Raw genomic sequence first — 19328 nt, 5'->3', positions numbered from 1 at the left:
CGCCCCGCCCCGCCCCCGACCCCCCCCCCCCGCGTGGCCGGCGCCAGCGGGGGGGGCCTCTCGTGTGTGTGGCTCTCCGGTGTTTCGTGGTGGTGCTTCCCGGTCACCCCGGGGGGCGAGGGTCGTGGCCGACCTCAGCCGGCGCGGCGCTCGCCGATGCCCGGCGTGCCCGTGCCCGAGCCGGGGGTCGATGCGGACGCGGTCGGCGCCGGGGTGGTGGCCTCCGTGCCGCGCAGGCGCACCGCGAGCAGGGCGGCCTGGGTGCGGTGCTGCAGGCCCAGGCGGGCGAGCAGGCCGGTGACGTGGTTCTTCACGGTCTTCTCGGCGAGGAAGAGCTTCTCGGCGATCTGACGGTTGGTCATGCCCTCGGCGATGAGGAAGAAGATCTTGCGCTGCTGCGGGGTCAGCTCGCACACGACGTCGAGCGACTTGCGCTGCATCTCCATCTGCTCCACCACGCGGCTCGCGACGGTGGGGTCGATGAGGCTGTGGCCGCCGGCGACGAGCTTGATGCCGCTGAGCAGCGAGTTGCCCTCGATGCGCTTGAGCACGTAGCCCGAGGCACCCGCGAGGATCGCCGAGGAGATCGCGTCGGGGTCGTCGTAGCTGGTGAGGATCAGGCCCTTGATGTTCGGGTCGACCGAACGCATCTCGCGGCAGATGTCGACACCCGTGCCGTCGGCGAGGTGGGCGTCGAGGATCGCCACGTCGGGGCGGAGCTCGAGGATCTCGCGCAGCGCGACACTGGCGCTGCCCGACTGTCCGACGACCTCGAGGGTCGGGTCGGTCTCGAGCAGGGCGGCGACGCCGCGGCGCACGACCTCGTGGTCGTCGACGAGGTAGACGCGGATGGTGTTCTGGGATTCGGCCACGGGATGATTCTGGGCCCACCGGGACCGTTTTGGCAGAGCATCCCCGGAGTCTGGCCGTTGGACCCGGGGTCGATGGCCCGGACGGACTACCGCCGGGCGGACCGTTGTGCTGGGACCTGCGAGCCGATCGGTCAGTGGACCTTGAGCTCGGCGAGGGCCGAGGCGACCTCGCGCTCGCTGCGGCGCAGCTCGGCCAGCAGGTCGATGAGGTCGCGCGTGGTGAGGCGGTCGCCCTCGACGGGAGGCGCCGTCCACTCGATGGCCTCCTCGCGGGTGATCCGGGCGCCGAGCTCGAGGCGGTAGACGGTGTCGTCGAGCTCGAAGTGGATGTCGGCGACGACGGCGCTGATGTACTCCTCGCCGGCCGGGTCGTGGACGACGACGTGCTCGCCGGGCTCCAGGCCGCGCTCGAGACCCTGGGCGACGTGGCTGACGGCGACCGATCGGCTGCGCCGGGTGAAGGGGCTGAGCTCCACCGCGATCTGCTCCATCTCGGATCTCCTCGTCGTTCTCGCCGCCTCCGCGAGGCGCCGTTCAAGTGTGGCAGTCGGTTGCTCCGACATCCACCTCAACGTGACCGATCGGGGTCTTGTTACGGCCGGGAAGGTCCTGAAAATCGATGGTCAGGCCGGGCCATCCCCGATCGGGACGGGGCCCCGGTCACCGGCGGGTCGGGCGGTGGTCCGCACCCCGCGGACGACGATCCGCGCCGCCGTCAGCCGCACCGGAGCCAGGACCGCGGCCACCGAGGCCCGCACGGACTCGCGGGTCCGCTCGCCCTCGCGGGGTCCGGTTGAGTCCGACATCACGGCGACGCGCCGTCGCGCACCACCCCCGGTTGTCGGCGTGTCGCACGGTTCGCAATAGTGGGCGTCGCAGGTGCGCGCGGGATCCATCGGTGACCTCCTTGTCGAGGAGCGCCCGATACCCCGGGGGCGGCGCCGGCATACACGACCACGAACACCACACGGCCGGCACGTCCGGTCCGGGGCCTTCCGGGGGGCTCGACGAGCACGGGAGGCGGGACGAGCGTGAAGGAGCAGGAGCCGACCGCGGGCGACGTCCCGATCGCCCCGCTGCCGGGCCGGGCCGCTCGCGAGGCCGGCCGTTTCGTCCATCACGTCACCGACGACCGCTGGGAGTGGGACGACGACGTCCACGCGCTGCTCGGCCACCGCCCCGGGGCGGTCCGCCCGAGCACCGAGCTGCTGCTGAGCGCCGCCCACGAGCACGACCGCGAGCTGGTGGCCGACGGCCTCGAGCACGCGCGCAGCGAGGGCACGCCGTTCACGCTCTACTTCCGCGCCGTCGTGGGCGAGCGGGTGCGCCGCGTCGTCCTCGTGGGGGAGGGCGAGTACGACGACGTGGCCCGCGTGGGCGGTCCGGCGGACCGTCTGGCGGGCTACTACCTCGACCTCACCCCGGAGCTCGAGCACGAGAGCGCCGCGGCCGCCGATGCCGCCGTGGCCGCGTCGGCCGCGGCGCGCGACACCATCGAGCAGGCCAAGGGCATCTTGATGCTCGCCTACGGGCTCGAGCCCGACGCCGCCTTCGCGATGCTGCGCTGGTGGTCGCGCAACCGCAACGTCAAGGTGCGGGAGGTCGCCGAGCGGCTGATCCAGGTGGCCCGTGACGGACACGTGAGCCACCCGGGTCTGCGCCGGTTGTTGGACGCACTGCTCGACGACCTCACCGCACGTCGCTCCGACTGACTCCCGGGGCGGATCGTGGGCCGGCCAGGGAAGCCGGCGGTGCCCCGGAGGGCGCCATCGGGCGACGCTCCCTCACTACCCATCCGCCTCGGTGCGAGACGGGTGCCGACCGCGACGCGGGGTACCGGCCGGGCGTGGTCGCGACCCGCGGCCCTCACCCGGTCGAGCGGAGGAGCGACGATGCCCAGCGGCAGCAAGGGCCCCGGCCCCAGCGTCAAGGATCCCGAGAAGTACGAGGCGCTGCGCGAGGAGGGGGCCAGCAAGGAGAAGGCGGCCCGCATCGCGAACGCCTCGGCCCGCGACGGGTCCTCGGCCGTGTCGCGTCGAGGCGGTGAGGCCGGTTCCTACGACGACTGGACGGTCGAGCACCTGCGCCGGCGCGCCGCCGAGATCGGGATCGAGGGACGCTCCTCGATGCGCAAGGCCGAGCTCATCGAGGCGCTGCGCGACCACTAGAGCCGGCACGAGCCGCTAGATCCAGTGGGAGAACCAGATCCGGTCGAGCCACTCGCGGTGGGTGATCAGCTGGTTGGTGAGGATCGGGTAGAACCACGCGAAGTTCACGATCGTCAGGATCACGAAGGCCCCGCCCAGCACCACGCCGAGGGTGCGGCGCGGCGAGGGTGATCGTGACGGGCCCAGCAGGTGCCCGAGAGCCAGGGTGATCGCGAGGATCGTGAACGGCAGGATCGCGATGGCGTAGAAGAGGAAGATCGGCCGGTCGTCGTACTGCAGCCACGGCAACCAGGTGGAGGCCACCCCCACCACCGCGAGGCCGTAGCGCCAGTCGCGCCTGCCGATCCACATCACCACCGCGAACAGCAGGGCCACCACGCCGCCCCACCACAGCACCGGGGTGGGGATCAGCAGCACCTGGCGGATGCAGTCGCTGTCGGCGGCCGCCTTGCAGCCCGGGGTGCTCGGGGGGATGTCGTTGGTGACCGCGATGCCCACGGGACGGTTCACGAGGAGCCAGCCCGCCGGCTTGGAGCCGTAGAAGTGGGTGTCGCAGTTCAGGAAGTGCGTGTGGAAGGTGTAGACGTCCTGGTGGTAGTACCAGAGCGATCGCAGCGACTGCCAGGCCTCGCCCAGGCCCTGCGCGTCGGGCTCGGTGGCGGTGGGCCACTTCCTGGTCGTGTCGGGATTCGTCGCCACGAAGTCGTCGCCCTGGCACTTCCCGGTGCCGGTGAACTGCCGGTACTGCGTGGAGCTCAGCTTCTCCTCGTACTCGTGGGCGTGGGCCAGCCAGCCGCCCCACGAGGCGATGTAGACCATCGCGGCCACCACGACGAGGTGCACGAAGGCGGGCAGGCCGTCGGCCACGACACCCTTGAGCACCGCCCAGCGCACGCCCAGCGAGCGACGTGCGTTGGCCGACCACAGCCAGCACAGGAGGCCGAACGCCGCCATGGGGTAGGCCGCGGTCCACTTGGTGCCCAGGGCCAGACCGAAGGCCACGCCGCCGGCGAGCAGCCACGGGCGGAACAGGATGCGGGGGCCCCAGCCCTGCAGCCGACCGTCACCGCTCGGTGAGAACTCCGCCCGCTGCGCGAGCCGCCGGCGCAGCCAGTCGCGGTCGGCCACGACGCACGAGACCCCGCAGAGCAGGAAGAGCGCGAGGAAGATGTCGAGCAGCGCCAGGCGCGAGAGCACGAAGTGCATGCCGTCGAAGGTCAGGAGCACGCCGGCGACGCAGCCCAACATCGTCGAACCGGTGAGGCGGCGCGCCAGCCGGCACAGCACCAGCACCATGAGGGCCCCGGCCACCGCAGCCGAGATCCGCCAGCCGAACGGGTCCATGCCGAAGGCCTTCTCGCCGAGCGCGATCAGCCACTTGCCCACGTCGGGGTGCACCGCCAGGGACGGGTCGCCCGTCCAGATGTTCTGCGTGTGCCCCGCCAGGATGTCGGCGTTGATGTCGGTCTTCGGGTTGCCGTCGGCGTCGTTGAGGTAGGTCTGGATGTAGCCGTTGTTGAGCAGGGACCAGGCGTCCTTGGCGTAGTACGTCTCGTCGAAGGCGAAGCGTCGAGGCGTGCCCAGGTGCCAGATGCGCAGGGCGAAGGCGAGCAGGGCCACCGCGATCGGTCCGAGCCAGCCCACCAGGCGCTCGCGTCGTCCGAGGCCGTGCAGGACGCCGCGGGCGCGGGCGATGGCGCTCGGCACGGGGCGACCGTCGGCGGTGCTCGACAGGCCGACCAGGCCGCCGGGGCCCTCGGTGCGGGCGCGCTCGAGATCGCGCTCCTGGGTGGCCGTCACGAGTGCAGAGCCTACGTCGGCCTACGTCGCCGCCCCCGCCGCCCGGCGCGCTGGGATGATGGCGCGGTGAGCCCGGACCTGCCCCCGACCCCCGAGCGCGGCGAGGCGTCCGGCGTCCTCGTGCTCGCCGGCACCCCCATCGGCCAGGTGGACGACGCCCCGCCCCGGCTCGCGGCCGAGCTCGCCGCCGCCGACGTGGTGGCGGCCGAGGACACCCGGCGCCTGCGCCGGCTGGTCGGCGACCTCGACATCACGCTCTCGGGTCGGGTCGTGTCGTACTTCGAGGGCAACGAGGCCGCCCGCACCCCCGCGCTCGTGGAGGCGCTGCAGGCGGGGGAGCGCGTCGTCCTCGTGACCGACGCGGGGATGCCGAGCGTCTCGGACCCCGGCTACCGCCTGGTGGCCGCGGCGGTGGCGGCGGGCGTGCGGGTCACCGCCGTGCCCGGACCGAGCGCGGTGCTCACGGCCCTGGCCCTCTCGGGCCTGCCGGTCGACCGCTTCTGCTTCGAGGGCTTCCTGCCCCGCAAGGCCGGGGAGCGGGCGCGCCGCCTCGCCGAGCTCGCCGACGAGCCGCGCACGATGGTCTTCTTCGAGGCGCCCCACCGCACGGCGGCCGCGCTCGAGGCCCTGGCCGAGGCGTTCGGTGCCGACCGCGCGGGCGTCGTGTGCCGCGAGCTCACGAAGACCTACGAGGAGGTGCGGCGCGGAGGGCTCGCCGAGCTCGCCGCGTGGGCGGCCGACGGCGTGCGCGGCGAGGTGACCCTGGTGGTCGCCGGCGCCGAGCCGGTGGCCGCCGACACCGACCCCACCAGCCTCCGCGCGGCCGTCGAGGCGCTCGTGGGCGAGGGGATGCGCACCAAGGAGGCGATCGTCGAGGTCGCCCGACGCGCCGGACTGCCGAAGCGGGAGGTCTACCAGGTGGTGCACGTCGATGGGTGAGCACGAGCGGCCCCCGGCCCCCGAGCCGCTGCCGCACCCGGTGATCGACAACCACTGCCACCTCGACATCGGACGGGGCGAGGCCGCGTGGGACGCCGGTGAGGCGATCGCCGCCGCAGCCGCCGTGGGCGTCACCCGCATCGTCCAGATCGGGTGCGACCTGCGCGGTGCCCGCTGGGCCGTGGACGCCGCCGCCGAGCGCCCCGAGCTGATCGCCGGCGTGGCGCTGCACCCCAACGAGGCGCCGCGCATCGTCGAGGAGGGCGGTCGCGCGGCCCTCGAGGCGGCCTGGGCGGAGATCGAGCGCCTCGCCGGCGCGCACCCCAAGGTGCGGGCGGTGGGCGAGACCGGCCTCGACGCCTTCCGCACCGGTGAGGAGGGGCGGGCGGTGCAGGTGGAGTCCTTCCGCCGCCACGTCGACCTGGCCAAGCGGCTCGACAAGACCCTCGTCATCCACGACCGCGACACCCACGACGAGGTGCTCGAGGTGCTGGACTCCGAGGGCGCCCCCGAGCGCTGGGTCATGCACTGCTTCAGCGGCGACGCCGACTTCGCCCGCGCCTGCCTCGACCGCGGGGCCTACCTCTCCTTCGCCGGCACGGTCACCTTCAAGAACGCGCAGCCGGTGCGCGACGCGCTGCGGCTGGCGCCGCGCGATCGCATCCTCGTCGAGACCGACGCGCCCTACCTGACGCCCACCCCGCACCGCGGCCGCACCAACGCCTCCTACCTCGTGCCGCTCACCGTGCGCACCATGGCCGCCGAGCGCGGCGAGGACCTCGCGGAGCTCTGCGCGGCCCTCGAGGCGACCACGGAGGAGGCCTTCGGCGGCGCGTGGTGAGGCCTCACCGGGGTGAGGTGAGTCGGCTCACGTCGGATCCGCCGCGCAGGCGGGAGCGAGCCGCCGATCGGCCGGGACGACCCGGGATGAAGGTCCCCGCGGTTTGCCAAGACGCCCCCTCGGTTGTTCTCGTGGAGGCCTGACCGCCGGGATCGGATGCGACGTCCGCCCCCGGCCTGCGCCGGAACCCGCCGCGGTGCGCGCCCTCGCGAGGGTGCGCCACGGTGGGGCGCGGGCCGGACTCCGAGGCCCGGGCAGCACGACCATCGGAGCACCGTGGCCTCTGCGCACCCCACCACCGACCGGCGCCTGCGCGCACACCTCTCCCGGCTGACCCGCAGCCGCGCCGCCCTGGTGGTCACCACCGTCGGCGTGCTGCTCGCGGTGGCTGTGTCGACGTGGGGCTACTCGGCCCTCGCCACGGAGGTGCGCCTGTCGGTCGACGGCAAGGAGCGCGTCGTCAGCACCCACGGCGCCACGGTCGCCGACGTGCTGGCCGAGGAGGGCATCGAGGTCGGCGATCGCGACGTCGTCTCGCCGCAGCCCGACCACGAGCTCACGTCGGGCGACAAGATCGCCGTGCGCTTCGCGCGCCCGGTCGCGCTCACCGTCGACGGTCGCCCCAGCACCCACTGGGTCACCGCCACCAGCGTCCAGGGTGCGCTCGCCCAGATCGGCGCCGTCTACGCCGACGCCCGGCTCTCGACCAGCCGCGGGGCCCGCATCGACCGGCGCGGCACGTCCATCGAGGTCGTCACCCCGAAGCGGATCAGCTTCGCCATCGCGGGCGCGAAGCCCGTCGTCCGCGAGGTGCCCGCGCTGACCGTGCGCGAGGCGCTCGCCGGCATCGGCGTCGTCGTCGACGACCTCGACAAGGTGCGTCCCGGGCTCGACACCCCGGTGGCGGACGGCGACCGGCTCGTGCTCACCGACATCGACGTGCGCGAGCGGCGGGTGAGCGGCGAGGTGATCGACGCCCCCGTGCGCGAGGTCCGCGACGACGCCATGGACGCCGGTCAGCGCGAGGTGGTCACCGAGGGCGTCGACGGCCGCCGCGACGTGCGCTACCGCATCGTGCTGCGCAACGGCGAGCGCATCGGTCGCACCGTGATCGCCCAGCGCGTCACCCGTCGTCCGGTGGCCGAGGTCGTGCGCGTCGGCACCCGCGAGACGGCTCCGAACTTCGAGGGCGGCTCCAGCGTGTGGGACCGCCTCGCGCAGTGCGAGGCCGGCGGCAACTGGGCCATCAACACCGGCAACGGCTACTACGGCGGCCTGCAGTTCAACCTCGGCACCTGGCGCGCCAACGGCGGCAGCGGCTATCCGCACCAGGCCTCGCGCGCCCAGCAGATCGCGATCGCCACCAAGGTGCGCGACGCGGCCGGCGGCTACGGCGCCTGGCCCGGCTGCGCCGCCAAGCTCGGCCTGCCGCGCTGAGACCGGCCTCTCCGTCGTCCCCGTGCGCCGCGGGCCCTCACCGGCACCGTGACTAGGCTGACCTCATGCCCGACACCGCTGCGCCGCGACTGCTCGGCCCGGCCGAGGTGCGGGCGCTGGCGGCCCGCCTCGATCTGCGACCCACCAAGCAGCGCGGGCAGAACTTCGTCATCGACCCCAACACGGTGCGCCGCATCGTGCGCGAGTCCGGCGTCGAGGCCGGCGAGGTGGTGCTCGAGGTCGGCCCCGGCCTCGGATCGCTGACCCTGGCGCTGTTGGAGACGGGCGCCGAGGTCACGGCCGTGGAGGTCGACCCGCTGCTGGCCGGCGAGCTGCCGGCCACGATCGCGGAGTACGCACCCGACCAGGTGGAGCGGTTCCGCGTGGTGCTGGCCGACGCGCTCGCCGTCACCGAGATCCCGGGCCCTCCGCCGGAGGCGCTGGTGGCCAACCTCCCCTACAACGTGTCCGTCCCGGTGCTCCTGCACCTCATGGCGCTGCTGCCCTCGCTGCGCCACGGCCTGGTGATGGTGCAGTCGGAGGTGGCCGACCGTCTGGCCGCACCGCCCGGATCGCGCACCTACGGAGTGCCGTCGGCCAAGGCGGCGTGGTTCGCCGACGTCCGCCGCGCCGGCGCGATCGGTCGCAACGTCTTCTGGCCCGCGCCCAACGTCGACTCCGGCCTCGTGGCGTGGACCCACCACGCCCCGCCCACCGACCGCGTCTCGCGCACGGCCGTCTTCGCGGTGATCGACGGTGCCTTCGCCCAGCGGCGCAAGGCGCTGCGCGGGGCGCTGCGCACGCTCGCCGGCTCCGCCGACCGGGCCGAGGCCGCGCTGCGCGCCGCCGGCGTCGATCCGCTCACCCGCGGCGAGGCGCTCGGCATCGACGATTTCGTCGCGATCGCCGTGGCGCTCGCCGACCTCGGGCCGGTGCCCGTCGCCGACGACGCCGCGTCGCCGCTCGAGGAGTCGGCCACGTGAGCGCGCCCATCCACCACGTGCCCGCGCACCGCGTCACGGTGCGGGCGCCCGCCAAGATCAACCTCCACCTGGGCGTCGGCTCGCCGCGCCCCGACGGCCTGCACCCGCTCGCCACGGTCTACCAGGCGGTCGGGCTCTACGACGACGTCACCGTCACCGAGGCCGACGACTGGGCGGTGGGTCTCACCGAGCCCGTCGACGGCGTGCCGCTCGACGCCAGCAACATCGCGCTGCGCGCGGGCCGCGCCCTCGTCGAGCACCACGGCATCGACCTGGCCGCCCGCATCACGATCGCCAAGGGCATCCCCGTCATGGGCGGCATGGCCGGCGGCTCGGCCGATGCCGCCGCCACGCTCCTCGCGCTCGATCGGCTGTGGGACCTCCAGACCAGCGACGACGACCTCCTGCGCATCGCCGGCACGCTCGGCAGCGACGTCCCGTTCGCGCTCGTCGGCGGCACCGCGCTGGGCACCGGTCACGGGCAGCTCGTGGCGCCCGTGCCCGACAGCACCTCGGTGTGGTGGGTCGTCGTCCTCTCCGACGACGGCCTGTCCACCCCCGCGGTCTACCGCCACTTCGACGAGCTCAGCCCCGGCGCGCCCGCCGATCCGCCGGTGCCGACCGCGCTGCTCGACGCGCTCGCCCGCGGCGACGTGGAGGAGGTGGGCGACCTCCTGGTCAACGACCTGTGGCCGGCGGCGCGCGACCTGCGCCCCGACCTCGTCGACGTCGAGGACGAGCTGCGCCTGCTCCTCCCCGGCGGTGTGCTGCTCTCGGGCTCCGGTCCCACGCTGCTCATGCTCCACGACACCGTGGACGACGCCCGCGCCGCCGCCGCGCGGCTCGCCGAGGCCGGGCACCGGTGCGTGCTCGCTCCCGGACCGGTCGCCGGCGCCCACGTGGTGACCTATGCCTGAGCCGATCCGCACGAGCCTGCTCAACCTCGAGCGGGTCTCGAAGTCCTTCGGGGTGCGCCCGCTGCTCACCGACGTCTCCCTCGGCGTCGGTGCGGGGGAACGCATCGGCATCGTCGGTCGCAACGGCGACGGCAAGACCACGCTGCTGCGCATCCTCACCGGCAGCGAGGAGCCCGACACCGGGCGCGTCTCGCGCCAGCGGGGGCTGCTGATCGGCGTCCTCGCCCAGCGCGACGACTTCGACGACGCCCACACGGTGCGCGAGGTCGTGCTCGGCGGCCTGGCCGACCACGAGTGGGCCGCCCAGGCCCGCACTCGCGAGGTCGTCGAGGTGCTGCTGGCCGGGGTCGAGCTCGACCGTGTGGTGGCGGGCCTGTCCGGCGGCGAGCGTCGACGCTGCGCCCTCGCGGGCCTGCTCATCGGCGACCACGACCTCCTCGTGCTCGACGAGCCGACCAACCACCTCGACGTCGAGGCGGTGGCCTGGCTGGCCCGCCACCTCGCCGCGCGGTCGTCCGCGCTCGTCGTGGTCACCCACGACCGGTGGTTCCTCGACGCCGTATGCGAGCAGACCTGGGAGGTGCACGACGGCGTCGTCGACACCTACGAGGGCGGGTACGCCGCCTTCGTGCTCGCCAAGGCCGAGCGCACGCGCCAGGCCGCGGCGAGCGAGGCGCGCCGGCAGAACCTGATGCGCAAGGAGCTCGCCTGGCTGCGCCGCGGCGCCCCGGCGCGCACCTCGAAGCCGAAGGTCCGCATCGACGCCGCCAACGCCCTCATCGAGGACGTCCCGCCCCCGCGCGACCGCCTCGAGCTGCAGCGCTTCGCCACCCAGCGCCTCGGCAAGGACGTCATCGACGTCGAGGACGTCGACCTCGTGCGCGGCGAGCGTCGCCTGCTGCACCGCGCCACCTGGCGCCTCGGCCCCGGCGATCGCGTCGGCCTGGTCGGCGTCAACGGTGCCGGCAAGACCTCCGTGCTCGCGCTGCTCTCCGGCGAGGCCGCCCCCGCCGCCGGCAAGGTCAGGCGCGGTCGCACCGTGGCGCTGGAGCACCTCACCCAGGACGTCTCGTTCGAGGACCCCGAGGCGCGCGTGCTCGACACCGTCGAGGGCATCCGCCGCGTCACGAGGACCGCGGACGGCGAGATCACGGCGTCCTCGCTGCTGGAGCGCTTCGGCTTCACCGGCGACCGCCTCACCGCCCGCCTCGGCGACCTGTCGGGCGGCGAGCGCCGCCGCTTCCAGCTGCTGCGGCTGCTGCTCAGCGAGCCCAACGTGCTGCTGCTCGACGAGCCCACCAACGACCTCGACATCGAGACCCTCACCGTGCTCGAGGACTTCCTCGACGGCTGGCCCGGCACCCTCGTCGTCGTCTCCCATGACCGCTACTTCCTCGAGCGGGTCACCGACTCGGTGTGGGCCCTGCTCGGCGACGGCCAGGTCGTGATGCTCCCGCGCGGCGTCGACGAGTACCTCGAGCGTCGTCAGGTGTCGGCGAGGAGCGAGCCGGCGCCGCCCGCACGGGATGACCGAGCCGTCCCGCCGAGCAGCGTCCCTCCCGCCGACGCCGGCCCCAAGGCCAAGCCCGGCTCCGCCGAGGAGCGGGCGGCGAAGAAGACCGTCGCCCGCCTCGACAAGGTGCTCGAGCGTCTCGCCGAGCGCGAGGCCGAGCTCACCGGCCAGCTCGCCCTTTACGCCACCGATCCCGCCAGGCTCACCGCCCTCGGCGCCGAGCTCACCGCCGTCCTCGAGGAGAAGGAGGCCGCCGAGCTGGAATGGCTCGAGGCCGCCGAGCTCCTCTCCTGACCCCGCCGAGAGGGCGTAGTTCGGTCGCCGAGAGGGCGCAGATCAGTCGGCGAAGGGCACCAGCAGCGTGCGGAGCAGGTCGGCGAGCGCGCGCTGGTCGGCCTCGGGCACACCGCTGAGGAGGTCGCGTTCGGCGTCCAGCAGCGCGGCGAACGCGCCGTCCACGGCCTGCTTGCCCTCGGGGGTGAGGCGCACGAGCACGCCGCGGCGGTCGTTGGGGTCGGGGTGGCGCTCGACGAGGCCGCGGGTGGTGAGGCGGTCGACGCGGTTGGTCATGGTGCCGCTGGTCACGAGGGTCTCGCGCAGCAGGCGGCCGGGGGAGAGCTCGTAGGGGGCGCCCGCGCGTCGCAGGGCGGCGAGGACGTCGAACTCCCACGGCTCGACGTCGTGGTCGGTGAACGCCTGCTTGCGCGCGCGGTCGACGTGGTGGGCGAGTCGGGCGATGCGGCTGAAGACGGCGACGGGCGCGAGGTCGAGGTCGCGCCGCTCGCGCTCCCACGCCTCGATCAGCTCGTCGACCTCGTCCCGCATGACCCCACCGTACCGGAACGATCGAGAATCTTGACGTCAAGATAATGTGTGGCCTAGGTTCGGCCCCGTGGTCACCGTCGAACCCGCCCCGAGCCGACACGAGATCCAGCTGGACGCCGTCACCCTCACCGCCCTCGGCTGGGGCCGGGTGGACGACGCCGCGCGCCCCCTCGCGGTGCTGCTGCACGGCTTCCCCGACACTGCCCACACCTGGCGCCATCTGGCGCCCGCCCTCGTCGGCGCCGGCTACCGCGTGCTCGCGCCCTTCACCCGCGGCTACGCCCCGAGCGCGATCCCGCGCGACGGCAGCTTCCACGTCGCCGCCCTCGTGGACGACGCCCTCGGCGTCCACCGCGCGCACGCAGGCGACGAGCGCGCACTCCTCGTCGGCCACGACTGGGGCGCGATCACCGCCAACGCCGTCGCCGCCCTGCCCGACAACCCCTTCGGCGTGGTCGTCTCGATGGCGGTGCCGCCCTTCCCGATGATGTTCCCCCGCCGCGACGACCTCGGCCGCTGGCTGCGCCTCATGCCGCGCCAGGCCGGCCTGAGCTGGTACACGGTCTTCAACCAGCTGCCCGGCGTGCCCGAGCGCCGCTTCGACCAGCTCGTCGCACACCTGTGGCGGCGCTGGTCGCCCGGCTACGACGCCACCGTCGACCTCGCCCACCTCGCCGCAGCCCTCCCGGACGACGCCCACCGCTCCGCCGCCCTCGGCTACTACCGCGCCCAGGTGCGCCCCGGGCGGCTGCCGACGCGCTACCGCGCGCACGCCGAGCACCAGTTCGGCGCACCCCGTCGTCCGCTGCTCTACCTGCACGGTGCCGACGACGGCTGCCTCGACGCCGGCTGGGCCGGGCGCATCGGCGACCGTCTGCCCGACGGCAGCCGCGTGGCGGTGGTGGAGCGCGCCGGCCACTTCCTGCAGCTCGAGCGGCCCGAGGTCGTCGACGCCCTGATCCTCGACTGGCTCGCCGAGCAGTCCCGGCAGTCCTGACCCACCCATCTACCAGCCCTCGGGAGGCACACGATGACCGCCGCACCCACCAACCCCACCTGGGACCCGCAGCGCTACCTCACCTACGCCGGCGAGCGCGGCCGGCCGTTCGTCGACCTGCTCGCCCGCGTCGAGGTCGAGGCCCCGCGCACCGTCGTCGACCTCGGTTGCGGCCCGGGCAACCTCACCGCACTGCTCGCCGAACGGTGGCCCGAGGCGAGCATCACCGGCGTGGACGCCGATCCGTCGATGATCGAGGCCGCCCGTGCCTCGGCGGCGGCGGGGCGTGTGCGCTTCGAGCTCGCCGACCTGCGCGACTGGCTCCACTCCGCCGCGCCGGGCTCGGTCGACGTCCTCTTCTCGAACGCCACGCTGCAGTGGGTGCCCGGCCACCTCGCGCTGGTGCCCGCGCTCGTCGCCGCCCTCGCGCCCGGTGGTGCGCTCGCCTTCCAGGTGCCCGGCAACATGGGCGAGCCCAGCCACACGCTGCGCGACGAGATCGCCTCGCGCCCGCCCTACGCCGCCCACGCGAGCGGCGCGGCCAACCCGTCGTCCCACGACCCGGGTGAGTACCTCACCGCACTCCAGGACGCCGGTTGCACGGTCGACGCGTGGGAGACCACCTACCTGCACGTGCTCACCGGCGACGACCCCGTCTTCACCTGGGTCTCCGGCACCGGCGCCCGCCCCGTGCTCCAGGCGCTCCCGGACGACCTGCGCCCCCGCTTCGTGGAGGAGTTCAAGGCCGCCCTCCGCGAGGCCTATCCCGCCGGCCCCCACGGCACCGTGCTGCCGTTCCGCCGGGTGTTCGCGGTGGCGCGGCGGGGGTGAGCGGGGTGCGGCGGGAGGTGCAGGAATCGCCGGTCGACCGGCGATCCCTGCACTTGGCACGCGTTGCAACGCGCGCCAAGTGCAGGGAACGCGTGCCAAGTGCCCGGCTCGATGTGTCCCGACGCACCTTGCCGCCCGTAGTTACCCATCAGTAATGTCCGGCCCATGAGCCAGGTCCACAACCTTTGGAAGACCACCACCGGCCTGCCCGTCGTCGGGTCGAGCATCGGCAAGCGCGTCTTCTCCCTCGCCTTCGCCCAGAAGGCGCCCTACTTCGCCACGATCCACCCGCGCGTGGCCGACCTGCGCCCCAACTACTGCGAGGTGCACATCCCCAAGCGCCGCGGCGTGCAGAACCACATCGGCACGGTGCACGCGATCGCGCTGTGCAACGGCCTGGAGATGGCGATGGGTGGGCTCGCCGAGGCCACGATCCCCTCGACCAAGCGCTGGATCCCCAAGGGCATGACGGTCAGCTACACCGCCAAGGCCACCAGCGACATCGTCTGCACCGCGGAGACCGACCAGGAGCAGTGGGACACCGCCGAGGGCGACCTCCCCGTGCGCGTCAAGGGTGTGCGCGACGACGGCACCGTCGTCATCGAGGGCACCATCAACCTCTGGGTCACCAGCAAGAAGAAGTAGCGCGCCCACCCCAGCGAGGACGACGCGCGCCCGGCGTCAGGCCATCGCCGGCAGCACGCTGATCGCGAGCCCGAAGAGCAGCGCGAGCGTGCCGCCGATGAACACCCTCCGGCGCGCGCGGAGTTCGGCGTCCTCGGGTTCGTCGGCCAGCGGCGGCAACCCCTCGCCGCGCCGCCACGCCTCCTCCTCCCGCACCCACTGCTCCTCCGGGGTGAGCGCGCGCAGCACGCCGGAGACGACGAGCATCAGCAGGCAGAACGTTCCGGCCGCGGTCGAGAGCACGGTGAGGATCGCGGGCGTGCCGCGCGTGCCGGTGCCGAACATCAGCCCGGCGCCCGCACCGATCGAGATCAGTAGGACGACGATGCTCGCCACCGCCCCGATCACCTCGTTGTTGCGGGCGATCGCGCTGGTCTCGGCCGGCGTCGCATCCGGAGCCTCCGCCGGGGCGGGCGACTCGGACGCCGGCTCCTCGGGGAGGGGATCGGACGTCACCATGCGGTGACTGTAGGGGATCGGCCCCAGGTAGCTTGGCCGGATGCTCGGGATCACCACCGCGATCGGCGCCGCCGACGCCGCCCTCGACCAGCGCCTGAGCGACGAGCTCGACGCCGTCAACGCCGCCGCGACCCCCGGCGTCGCGCCCGCCGAGGAGCTCACCGTCCGTCTCGAGGACGACGGCCGCATGGTCGCCGGGCTCTCCGGCTGGACCTGGGGCGAGGGTGCCGGCATCGGCATGGTCTGGGTGGCCGAGGAGCATCGCGCCACCGGCCTCGGCTCCCGGCTGCTCGAGGCATTCGAGCAGGAGGCCCGGCGTCGCGGCTGCATCCGCGCCTTCGTCACCTCGTTCACCTTCCAGGCGCCGCAGTTCTACGAGCGCCACGGCTACCGCGAGATCTTCCGCTGGGACGGGGTGCCTGCGGCGGGGAGCGACGACGTGCACCTGCGCAAGGACCTCTCGACGTCGGGAAGTTCCCGAGTTCTCGGATGAACCTCCACGCTCCTACCCTTGACGGGCCATGACTGACGTCCCCACCGCCACCCGCACCTACGAGGTCCGCACCTACGGGTGCCAGATGAACGTCCACGACTCCGAGCGCCTCGCCGGCCTGCTCGAGGACGCCGGGTACGCCCGCTACGACGCCGCCTCCGGCGAGGAGTCGGCCGACGTCGTCGTTTTCAACACGTGCGCGGTGCGCGAGAACGCCGACAACCGGCTCTACGGCAACCTCGGCCACCTGGCGCCGATCAAGGCCGCGCGTCCGGGCATGCAGATCGCGGTAGGCGGCTGCATGGCGCAGAAGGACCGCGACACCGTGGTGAAGCGGGCGCCGTGGGTCGACGTCGTCTTCGGCACCCACAACATCGGCTCGCTGCCGGCCCTGCTCGACCGCGCGCGGGTGCAGGAGGAGGCGCAGGTCGAGATCCTGGAGTCCCTCGACGTCTTCCCCTCCACGCTGCCCACCCGGCGCGAGTCGGCCTACGCGGCCTGGGTGAGCGTGAGCGTCGGGTGCAACAACACGTGCACCTTCTGCATCGTGCCGAGTCTGCGCGGCAAGGAGAAGGACCGTCGTCCGGGCGAGATCCTGGCCGAGATCGAGGCGCTGGTGGCCGAGGGCGTCTCGGAGATCACGCTGCTGGGTCAGAACGTCAACGCCTACGGCGTCGAGTTCGGCGACCGGCAGGCCTTCTCGAAGCTGCTGCGCGCCTGCGGCACGATCGAGGGTCTCGAGCGGGTGCGCTTCACGAGCCCGCACCCGGCCGAGTTCACCGACGACGTCATCGAGGCGATGGCCGAGACCCCCAACGTGATGCCTAGCCTGCACATGCCGCTGCAGTCGGGCTCCTCGCGCCTGCTCAAGGAGATGCGCCGCTCCTACCGGCGCGAGAAGTACCTCGGCATCATCGAGCGCGTGCGCGCCGCGATCCCGGACGCCGCGATCACCACGGACATCATCGTCGGCTTCCCCGGCGAGACCGAGGCCGACTTCGTCGAGACTCTCGAGGTCGTGCGCGAGGCCCGCTTCTCCGGTGCCTTCACCTTCCAGTACTCCCCGCGCCCGGGCACTCCGGCGGCCACGCTGCCCGACCAGGTCGAGAAGCCGGTCGTCACCGAGCGCTACAACCGCCTCGTCGAGCTCGTCAACGAGATCGCGTGGGAGGAGAACAAGCGACTGGTGGGCCGCGAGCTCGAGCTGATGGTCGCCGAGGGCGAGGGCCGCAAGGACGCCGAGACCCGTCGTCTCTCCGGCCGCGCCCCCGACAACCGCCTCGTCCACTTCGAGGCCGACTTCTCCGCCCTCGACCTCGCGGACGGCGAGGAGCCGCGCCCCGGCGACGTGGTCACCGTCGGCGTCACCTACGCCGCGCCCCATCACCTCGTGGCCGACGGCCCGGTGCGCACCCTGCGCCGCACGCGCTCGGGCGATGCGTGGGAGCGCCGCACCCTGGCGCCCGCGTCGCAGCCGGCCGCGGTCGGCCTGGGCATGCCGGCGATCGGCGTCCCGGCGCCGCTGCCGGACGCCCCCGCCTGCGGCTGAGCGACGCTCACCAAGGGTTGGCTAACCTCAATCGGGACCACGCCGACCGACTCGGAGGTTCTCCGTGATCCGCACCCTCACCTCGCCCGCGCCCGCCCTCGCCCAGGACGCCGCGCTGCTCCTCCTGCGCCTGGCCACCGGCGTCGCCCTCATCGCCCACGGCTGGCAGAAGGCGGTGACCGACGGCCCGACCAGCACCGCCGCGGGCTTCGAGCGACTCGGCATCCCGTTGGCCGAGCTGTCCGCCTGGTTCGCCATCGTCGTCGAGGTGGGCGGGGGAGTCCTGCTCCTCCTCGGCCTGCTCACGCCCCTGGTCGGACTGCTCGTCGCGGCCGTCATGGCGGGCGCGTTCTGGTTCGTCCACCGCGGCACCGAGGTGCTCGTGGCCGAGGGCGGTTGGGAGTACGTGGCCGTGCTCGGCGGCATCGCCCTCGTGCTCGCCGCCGTCGGGCCGGGCCGCTTCTCGGTGGACGCCGCGCTGCGCGCTACTGCCCGCAGCGCGACCTGAGGGGCCGCCGCCGGATGCGTAGGGTCGAGGCGTGCCCGCTGACACCCCCACCATCCTGGCCACCTCCGGCGGCGTCGTCCCCGGACGACGCACCACCTGGTCGGTCGGCCCGCTCACCCGCCATGCGGTCGCGCTGTCCGGCGTCACCGGCCGCGCGCCGCGCGTCACCTTCCTCGCCACCGCCACGGCCGACGACGCCGGCACCATCGTCGACTTCTACGACATGGCCCACGAGGCGGGCTTCGCCGCCAGCCACCTGCGCCTCATGACGATGCCGAACGTCGACGACATCACCGCCCACCTGCTCGACCAGGACGTCGTGTGGGTGTGGGGCGGCAGCGTGGCGGGCCTCGCCGCGCTCTGGCGCCTCCACGGCGTGGACGACGCCCTGCGCACCGCGTGGGAGGCGGGCGTCGTCCTCACGGGGGTGTCGGCGGGCTCGATCTGCTGGCACGTCGGCGGGCCCACCGACTCCTACGGCCCCGACCTGCAGCCGTTCACCGACGGCCTCGCGCTCGTGCCGTTCAGCAACGGCGTGCACTACGACACCGAGGCGCAGCGCCGACCGCTGTTCCAGCGCCTCGTGGCCGACGGCACGCTGCCCGCGGGCTACGCCACCGACGACGGCGTCGGGGTGCTCTACCGCGGCACGGAGTTCGCCGGCGCCTTCAGCGAACGCGACGGCAGCGGCGCCTACTTCGTGGAGTCCGACGGCGCCGGGGGAGCGGTCGAGACCCGTCTCGACACCGTGCGCCTGCGCTGAGGTCCCGCGCCCGCGGTGCGACGATGCCGACCATGACGGTCCTCCTCGAGCGACTCCCCGACGGCATCGCGGTGCTGCGCATCGACCGCCCCGAGCGGCGCAACGCCCTCGACTCGGCCACGCTGGCCACCTTCAACCGCCTGCTCGCCGAGCTCAGCGCGGACGACGACCTGCGCGCCGTCGTCCTCTCGACCACCAGCAGCCGGGCCCTGTGCGCGGGCGCCGACGTCGGCGAGCAGCTCGACGCCGAGGGCGGCGTGGCGCGCATGGAGGCCTTCGCCGAGCTCTACCGCCGCGTCGAGGAGGTGCCGGTGCCCACGATCGCGGTGTGCGTCGGCAACTGCGTGGGCGCGGGCGCCGAGATCGTGGCCGGCGCCGACCTGCGCGTGGCCGGCGACAACCTGCACCTGGCGTGGGCCGGCGCCCGGCTCGGCGTGCCGGTCGGCCCCGCGCGGCTGACACCGCTGGTCGGCCTGGCCCGCGCCAAGGAGCTCGTCTACACCGGCCGCGTGGTGCGCGCCGACGAGGCGCTGGCCCTCGGTCTCGCGACCCGCGTCGTGCCCGCCGACGAGGCCGAGGCGGCGGCAATCGAGATCGCCACCGCCCTCACCGCGCAGTCGCCGCAGGGCCTGCGCACGCTCAAGACGATGTTCCGCGAGTTCGAGGCCGCTCTGCCGCGCATCGACGCCGAGAACCGACGCCTCGTCGACTTCCAGCGCCACGGCACCGGCCTGCCCCAAGGCTGAGGC

21 protein-coding genes are annotated in these 19328 nt (G+C 73.8%); 16 read left to right on the top strand and 5 right to left on the bottom strand.

Annotated features, from left to right (window positions below):
- Nucleotides 1-134 precede the first annotated feature (134 nt).
- Both ACERUN_RS10080 and ACERUN_RS10075 read right to left on the bottom strand, forming a co-directional pair.
- Nucleotides 135-872 carry a response regulator gene (locus ACERUN_RS10080; RefSeq protein ID WP_370289787.1) on the bottom strand — a complete coding sequence of 246 codons (738 nt, stop codon included), beginning with the start codon at nt 870-872 and terminating at the stop codon, nt 135-137.
- 131 nt (nt 873-1003) lie between these two features.
- Complete coding sequence (locus ACERUN_RS10075) at nt 1004-1363, bottom strand: hypothetical protein (RefSeq protein WP_370289786.1); 360 nt, start codon at nt 1361-1363, stop codon at nt 1004-1006.
- Between the two features lie 540 nt (nt 1364-1903).
- Here ACERUN_RS10075 and ACERUN_RS10070 point away from each other — a divergent pair.
- Together ACERUN_RS10070 and ACERUN_RS10065 are read left to right on the top strand one after the other, a co-directional pair.
- Nucleotides 1904-2584 (top strand): ANTAR domain-containing protein, encoded by a 681-nt coding sequence (locus ACERUN_RS10070; RefSeq protein ID WP_370289785.1) that lies wholly within the window; start codon nt 1904-1906, stop codon nt 2582-2584.
- A gap of 180 nt (nt 2585-2764) precedes the next feature.
- Complete coding sequence (locus tag ACERUN_RS10065) at nt 2765-3040, top strand: Rho termination factor N-terminal domain-containing protein (protein ID WP_370289784.1); 276 nt, start codon at nt 2765-2767, stop codon at nt 3038-3040.
- A gap of 15 nt (nt 3041-3055) precedes the next feature.
- Here the strand turns inward: ACERUN_RS10065 and ACERUN_RS10060 are convergent, their stop codons facing one another.
- On the bottom strand, nt 3056-4840 hold the full coding sequence (locus tag ACERUN_RS10060; protein WP_370289783.1) for a dolichyl-phosphate-mannose--protein mannosyltransferase: 1785 nt from the start codon (nt 4838-4840) through the stop codon (nt 3056-3058).
- Nucleotides 4841-4906: 66 nt separating this feature from the next.
- Here ACERUN_RS10060 and rsmI point away from each other — a divergent pair, with 66 nt between their 5' ends.
- From rsmI to ACERUN_RS10030, 6 genes are all read left to right on the top strand, one after another.
- Nucleotides 4907-5779 (top strand): 16S rRNA (cytidine(1402)-2'-O)-methyltransferase, encoded by an 873-nt coding sequence (rsmI, locus tag ACERUN_RS10055; RefSeq protein WP_370289782.1) that lies wholly within the window; start codon nt 4907-4909, stop codon nt 5777-5779.
- The gene (locus ACERUN_RS10050; RefSeq protein ID WP_370289781.1) at nt 5772-6620 is read left to right on the top strand and encodes a TatD family hydrolase; all 849 of its coding nucleotides are present in this window, start codon (nt 5772-5774) and stop codon (nt 6618-6620) included. The genes rsmI and ACERUN_RS10050 overlap by 8 nt, the downstream gene beginning before the upstream one ends.
- Before the next feature lie 276 nt (nt 6621-6896).
- On the top strand, nt 6897-8057 hold the full coding sequence (locus ACERUN_RS10045; protein WP_370289780.1) for a transglycosylase family protein: 1161 nt from the start codon (nt 6897-6899) through the stop codon (nt 8055-8057).
- Between the two features lie 65 nt (nt 8058-8122).
- The gene (rsmA, locus tag ACERUN_RS10040) at nt 8123-9040 is read left to right on the top strand and encodes a 16S rRNA (adenine(1518)-N(6)/adenine(1519)-N(6))-dimethyltransferase RsmA (protein ID WP_370289779.1); all 918 of its coding nucleotides are present in this window, start codon (nt 8123-8125) and stop codon (nt 9038-9040) included.
- The gene (locus ACERUN_RS10035; RefSeq protein ID WP_370289778.1) at nt 9037-9957 is read left to right on the top strand and encodes a 4-(cytidine 5'-diphospho)-2-C-methyl-D-erythritol kinase; all 921 of its coding nucleotides are present in this window, start codon (nt 9037-9039) and stop codon (nt 9955-9957) included. Before rsmA ends, ACERUN_RS10035 begins: the two co-directional genes overlap by 4 nt.
- Nucleotides 9950-11764 (top strand): ATP-binding cassette domain-containing protein, encoded by a 1815-nt coding sequence (locus tag ACERUN_RS10030; protein ID WP_370289777.1) that lies wholly within the window; start codon nt 9950-9952, stop codon nt 11762-11764. The genes ACERUN_RS10035 and ACERUN_RS10030 overlap by 8 nt, the downstream gene beginning before the upstream one ends.
- 42 nt (nt 11765-11806) lie before the next feature.
- On the opposite strand, the gene ACERUN_RS10025 is transcribed toward ACERUN_RS10030, so the two are convergent.
- Complete coding sequence (locus tag ACERUN_RS10025; RefSeq protein ID WP_370289776.1) at nt 11807-12295, bottom strand: MarR family winged helix-turn-helix transcriptional regulator; 489 nt, start codon at nt 12293-12295, stop codon at nt 11807-11809.
- 67 nt (nt 12296-12362) lie between these two features.
- On the opposite strand from ACERUN_RS10025, the gene ACERUN_RS10020 reads away from it, so the two are divergent.
- The 3 genes from ACERUN_RS10020 (at nt 12363) to ACERUN_RS10010 (ending at nt 14768) form a co-directional block, all read left to right on the top strand.
- Nucleotides 12363-13292 carry an alpha/beta fold hydrolase gene (locus ACERUN_RS10020; RefSeq protein ID WP_370289775.1) on the top strand — a complete coding sequence of 310 codons (930 nt, stop codon included), beginning with the start codon at nt 12363-12365 and terminating at the stop codon, nt 13290-13292.
- 33 nt (nt 13293-13325) lie between these two features.
- Complete coding sequence (locus ACERUN_RS10015; RefSeq protein ID WP_370289774.1) at nt 13326-14123, top strand: methyltransferase domain-containing protein; 798 nt, start codon at nt 13326-13328, stop codon at nt 14121-14123.
- A gap of 165 nt (nt 14124-14288) precedes the next feature.
- Nucleotides 14289-14768 (top strand): hotdog fold domain-containing protein, encoded by a 480-nt coding sequence (locus tag ACERUN_RS10010; protein WP_370289773.1) that lies wholly within the window; start codon nt 14289-14291, stop codon nt 14766-14768.
- Nucleotides 14769-14804: 36 nt separating this feature from the next.
- Here ACERUN_RS10010 and ACERUN_RS10005 read toward each other — a convergent pair whose 3' ends face one another.
- Nucleotides 14805-15266, bottom strand: a complete 462-nt coding sequence (locus tag ACERUN_RS10005; RefSeq protein ID WP_370289772.1) for a hypothetical protein — start codon at nt 15264-15266, stop codon at nt 14805-14807.
- 40 nt (nt 15267-15306) lie between these two features.
- Between ACERUN_RS10005 and ACERUN_RS10000 the strand changes: the two genes are divergently transcribed.
- The 5 genes from ACERUN_RS10000 to ACERUN_RS09980 all read left to right on the top strand — a co-directional run bounded on the left by ACERUN_RS10000 (nt 15307) and on the right by ACERUN_RS09980 (nt 19325).
- Nucleotides 15307-15759 carry a GNAT family N-acetyltransferase gene (locus ACERUN_RS10000; protein ID WP_370289771.1) on the top strand — a complete coding sequence of 151 codons (453 nt, stop codon included), beginning with the start codon at nt 15307-15309 and terminating at the stop codon, nt 15757-15759.
- A gap of 28 nt (nt 15760-15787) precedes the next feature.
- Nucleotides 15788-17308: a tRNA (N6-isopentenyl adenosine(37)-C2)-methylthiotransferase MiaB gene (gene miaB / locus ACERUN_RS09995; protein ID WP_370289770.1), complete on the top strand. Its 1521-nt coding sequence runs from the start codon at nt 15788-15790 to the stop codon at nt 17306-17308.
- Nucleotides 17309-17372: 64 nt separating this feature from the next.
- Nucleotides 17373-17816, top strand: coding sequence for a DoxX family protein (locus ACERUN_RS09990; protein ID WP_370289769.1), 444 nt, complete (start codon nt 17373-17375; stop codon nt 17814-17816).
- Between the two features lie 31 nt (nt 17817-17847).
- Nucleotides 17848-18579 (top strand): Type 1 glutamine amidotransferase-like domain-containing protein, encoded by a 732-nt coding sequence (locus ACERUN_RS09985; protein ID WP_370289768.1) that lies wholly within the window; start codon nt 17848-17850, stop codon nt 18577-18579.
- A gap of 32 nt (nt 18580-18611) precedes the next feature.
- Nucleotides 18612-19325 (top strand): enoyl-CoA hydratase/isomerase family protein, encoded by a 714-nt coding sequence (locus ACERUN_RS09980; RefSeq protein ID WP_370289767.1) that lies wholly within the window; start codon nt 18612-18614, stop codon nt 19323-19325.
- Nucleotides 19326-19328: the final 3 nt, after the last annotated feature.

The sequence above is a fragment of the Nocardioides sp. genome (assembly GCF_964229035.1).
Lineage (GTDB): Bacteria > Actinomycetota > Actinomycetes > Propionibacteriales > Nocardioidaceae > Nocardioides.
Note: the sequence above shows the minus strand (reverse complement) of the source record. Positions and strands in the feature narration are given on the sequence as shown.

Bases quoted from the DNA above. Each gene is read 5' to 3' on its own strand.
- ACERUN_RS10075 (WP_370289786.1), bottom strand. From the start codon at position 1,363: ATGGAGCAGATCGCGGTGGAGCTCAGCCCCTTCACCCGGCGCAGCCGA.
- ACERUN_RS10065 (WP_370289784.1), top strand. From the start codon at position 2,765: ATGCCCAGCGGCAGCAAGGGCCCCGGCCCCAGCGTCAAGGATCCCGAG.
- ACERUN_RS10050 (WP_370289781.1), top strand. From the start codon at position 5,772: ATGGGTGAGCACGAGCGGCCCCCGGCCCCCGAGCCGCTGCCGCACCCG.
- rsmA (WP_370289779.1), top strand. From the start codon at position 8,123: ATGCCCGACACCGCTGCGCCGCGACTGCTCGGCCCGGCCGAGGTGCGG.
- ACERUN_RS10030 (WP_370289777.1), top strand. From the start codon at position 9,950: ATGCCTGAGCCGATCCGCACGAGCCTGCTCAACCTCGAGCGGGTCTCG.
- ACERUN_RS10025 (WP_370289776.1), bottom strand. From the start codon at position 12,295: ATGCGGGACGAGGTCGACGAGCTGATCGAGGCGTGGGAGCGCGAGCGG.
- ACERUN_RS10015 (WP_370289774.1), top strand. From the start codon at position 13,326: ATGACCGCCGCACCCACCAACCCCACCTGGGACCCGCAGCGCTACCTC.
- ACERUN_RS10010 (WP_370289773.1), top strand. From the start codon at position 14,289: ATGAGCCAGGTCCACAACCTTTGGAAGACCACCACCGGCCTGCCCGTC.
- ACERUN_RS10005 (WP_370289772.1), bottom strand. From the start codon at position 15,266: ATGGTGACGTCCGATCCCCTCCCCGAGGAGCCGGCGTCCGAGTCGCCC.
- ACERUN_RS10000 (WP_370289771.1), top strand. From the start codon at position 15,307: ATGCTCGGGATCACCACCGCGATCGGCGCCGCCGACGCCGCCCTCGAC.
- miaB (WP_370289770.1), top strand. From the start codon at position 15,788: ATGACTGACGTCCCCACCGCCACCCGCACCTACGAGGTCCGCACCTAC.
- ACERUN_RS09980 (WP_370289767.1), top strand. From the start codon at position 18,612: ATGACGGTCCTCCTCGAGCGACTCCCCGACGGCATCGCGGTGCTGCGC.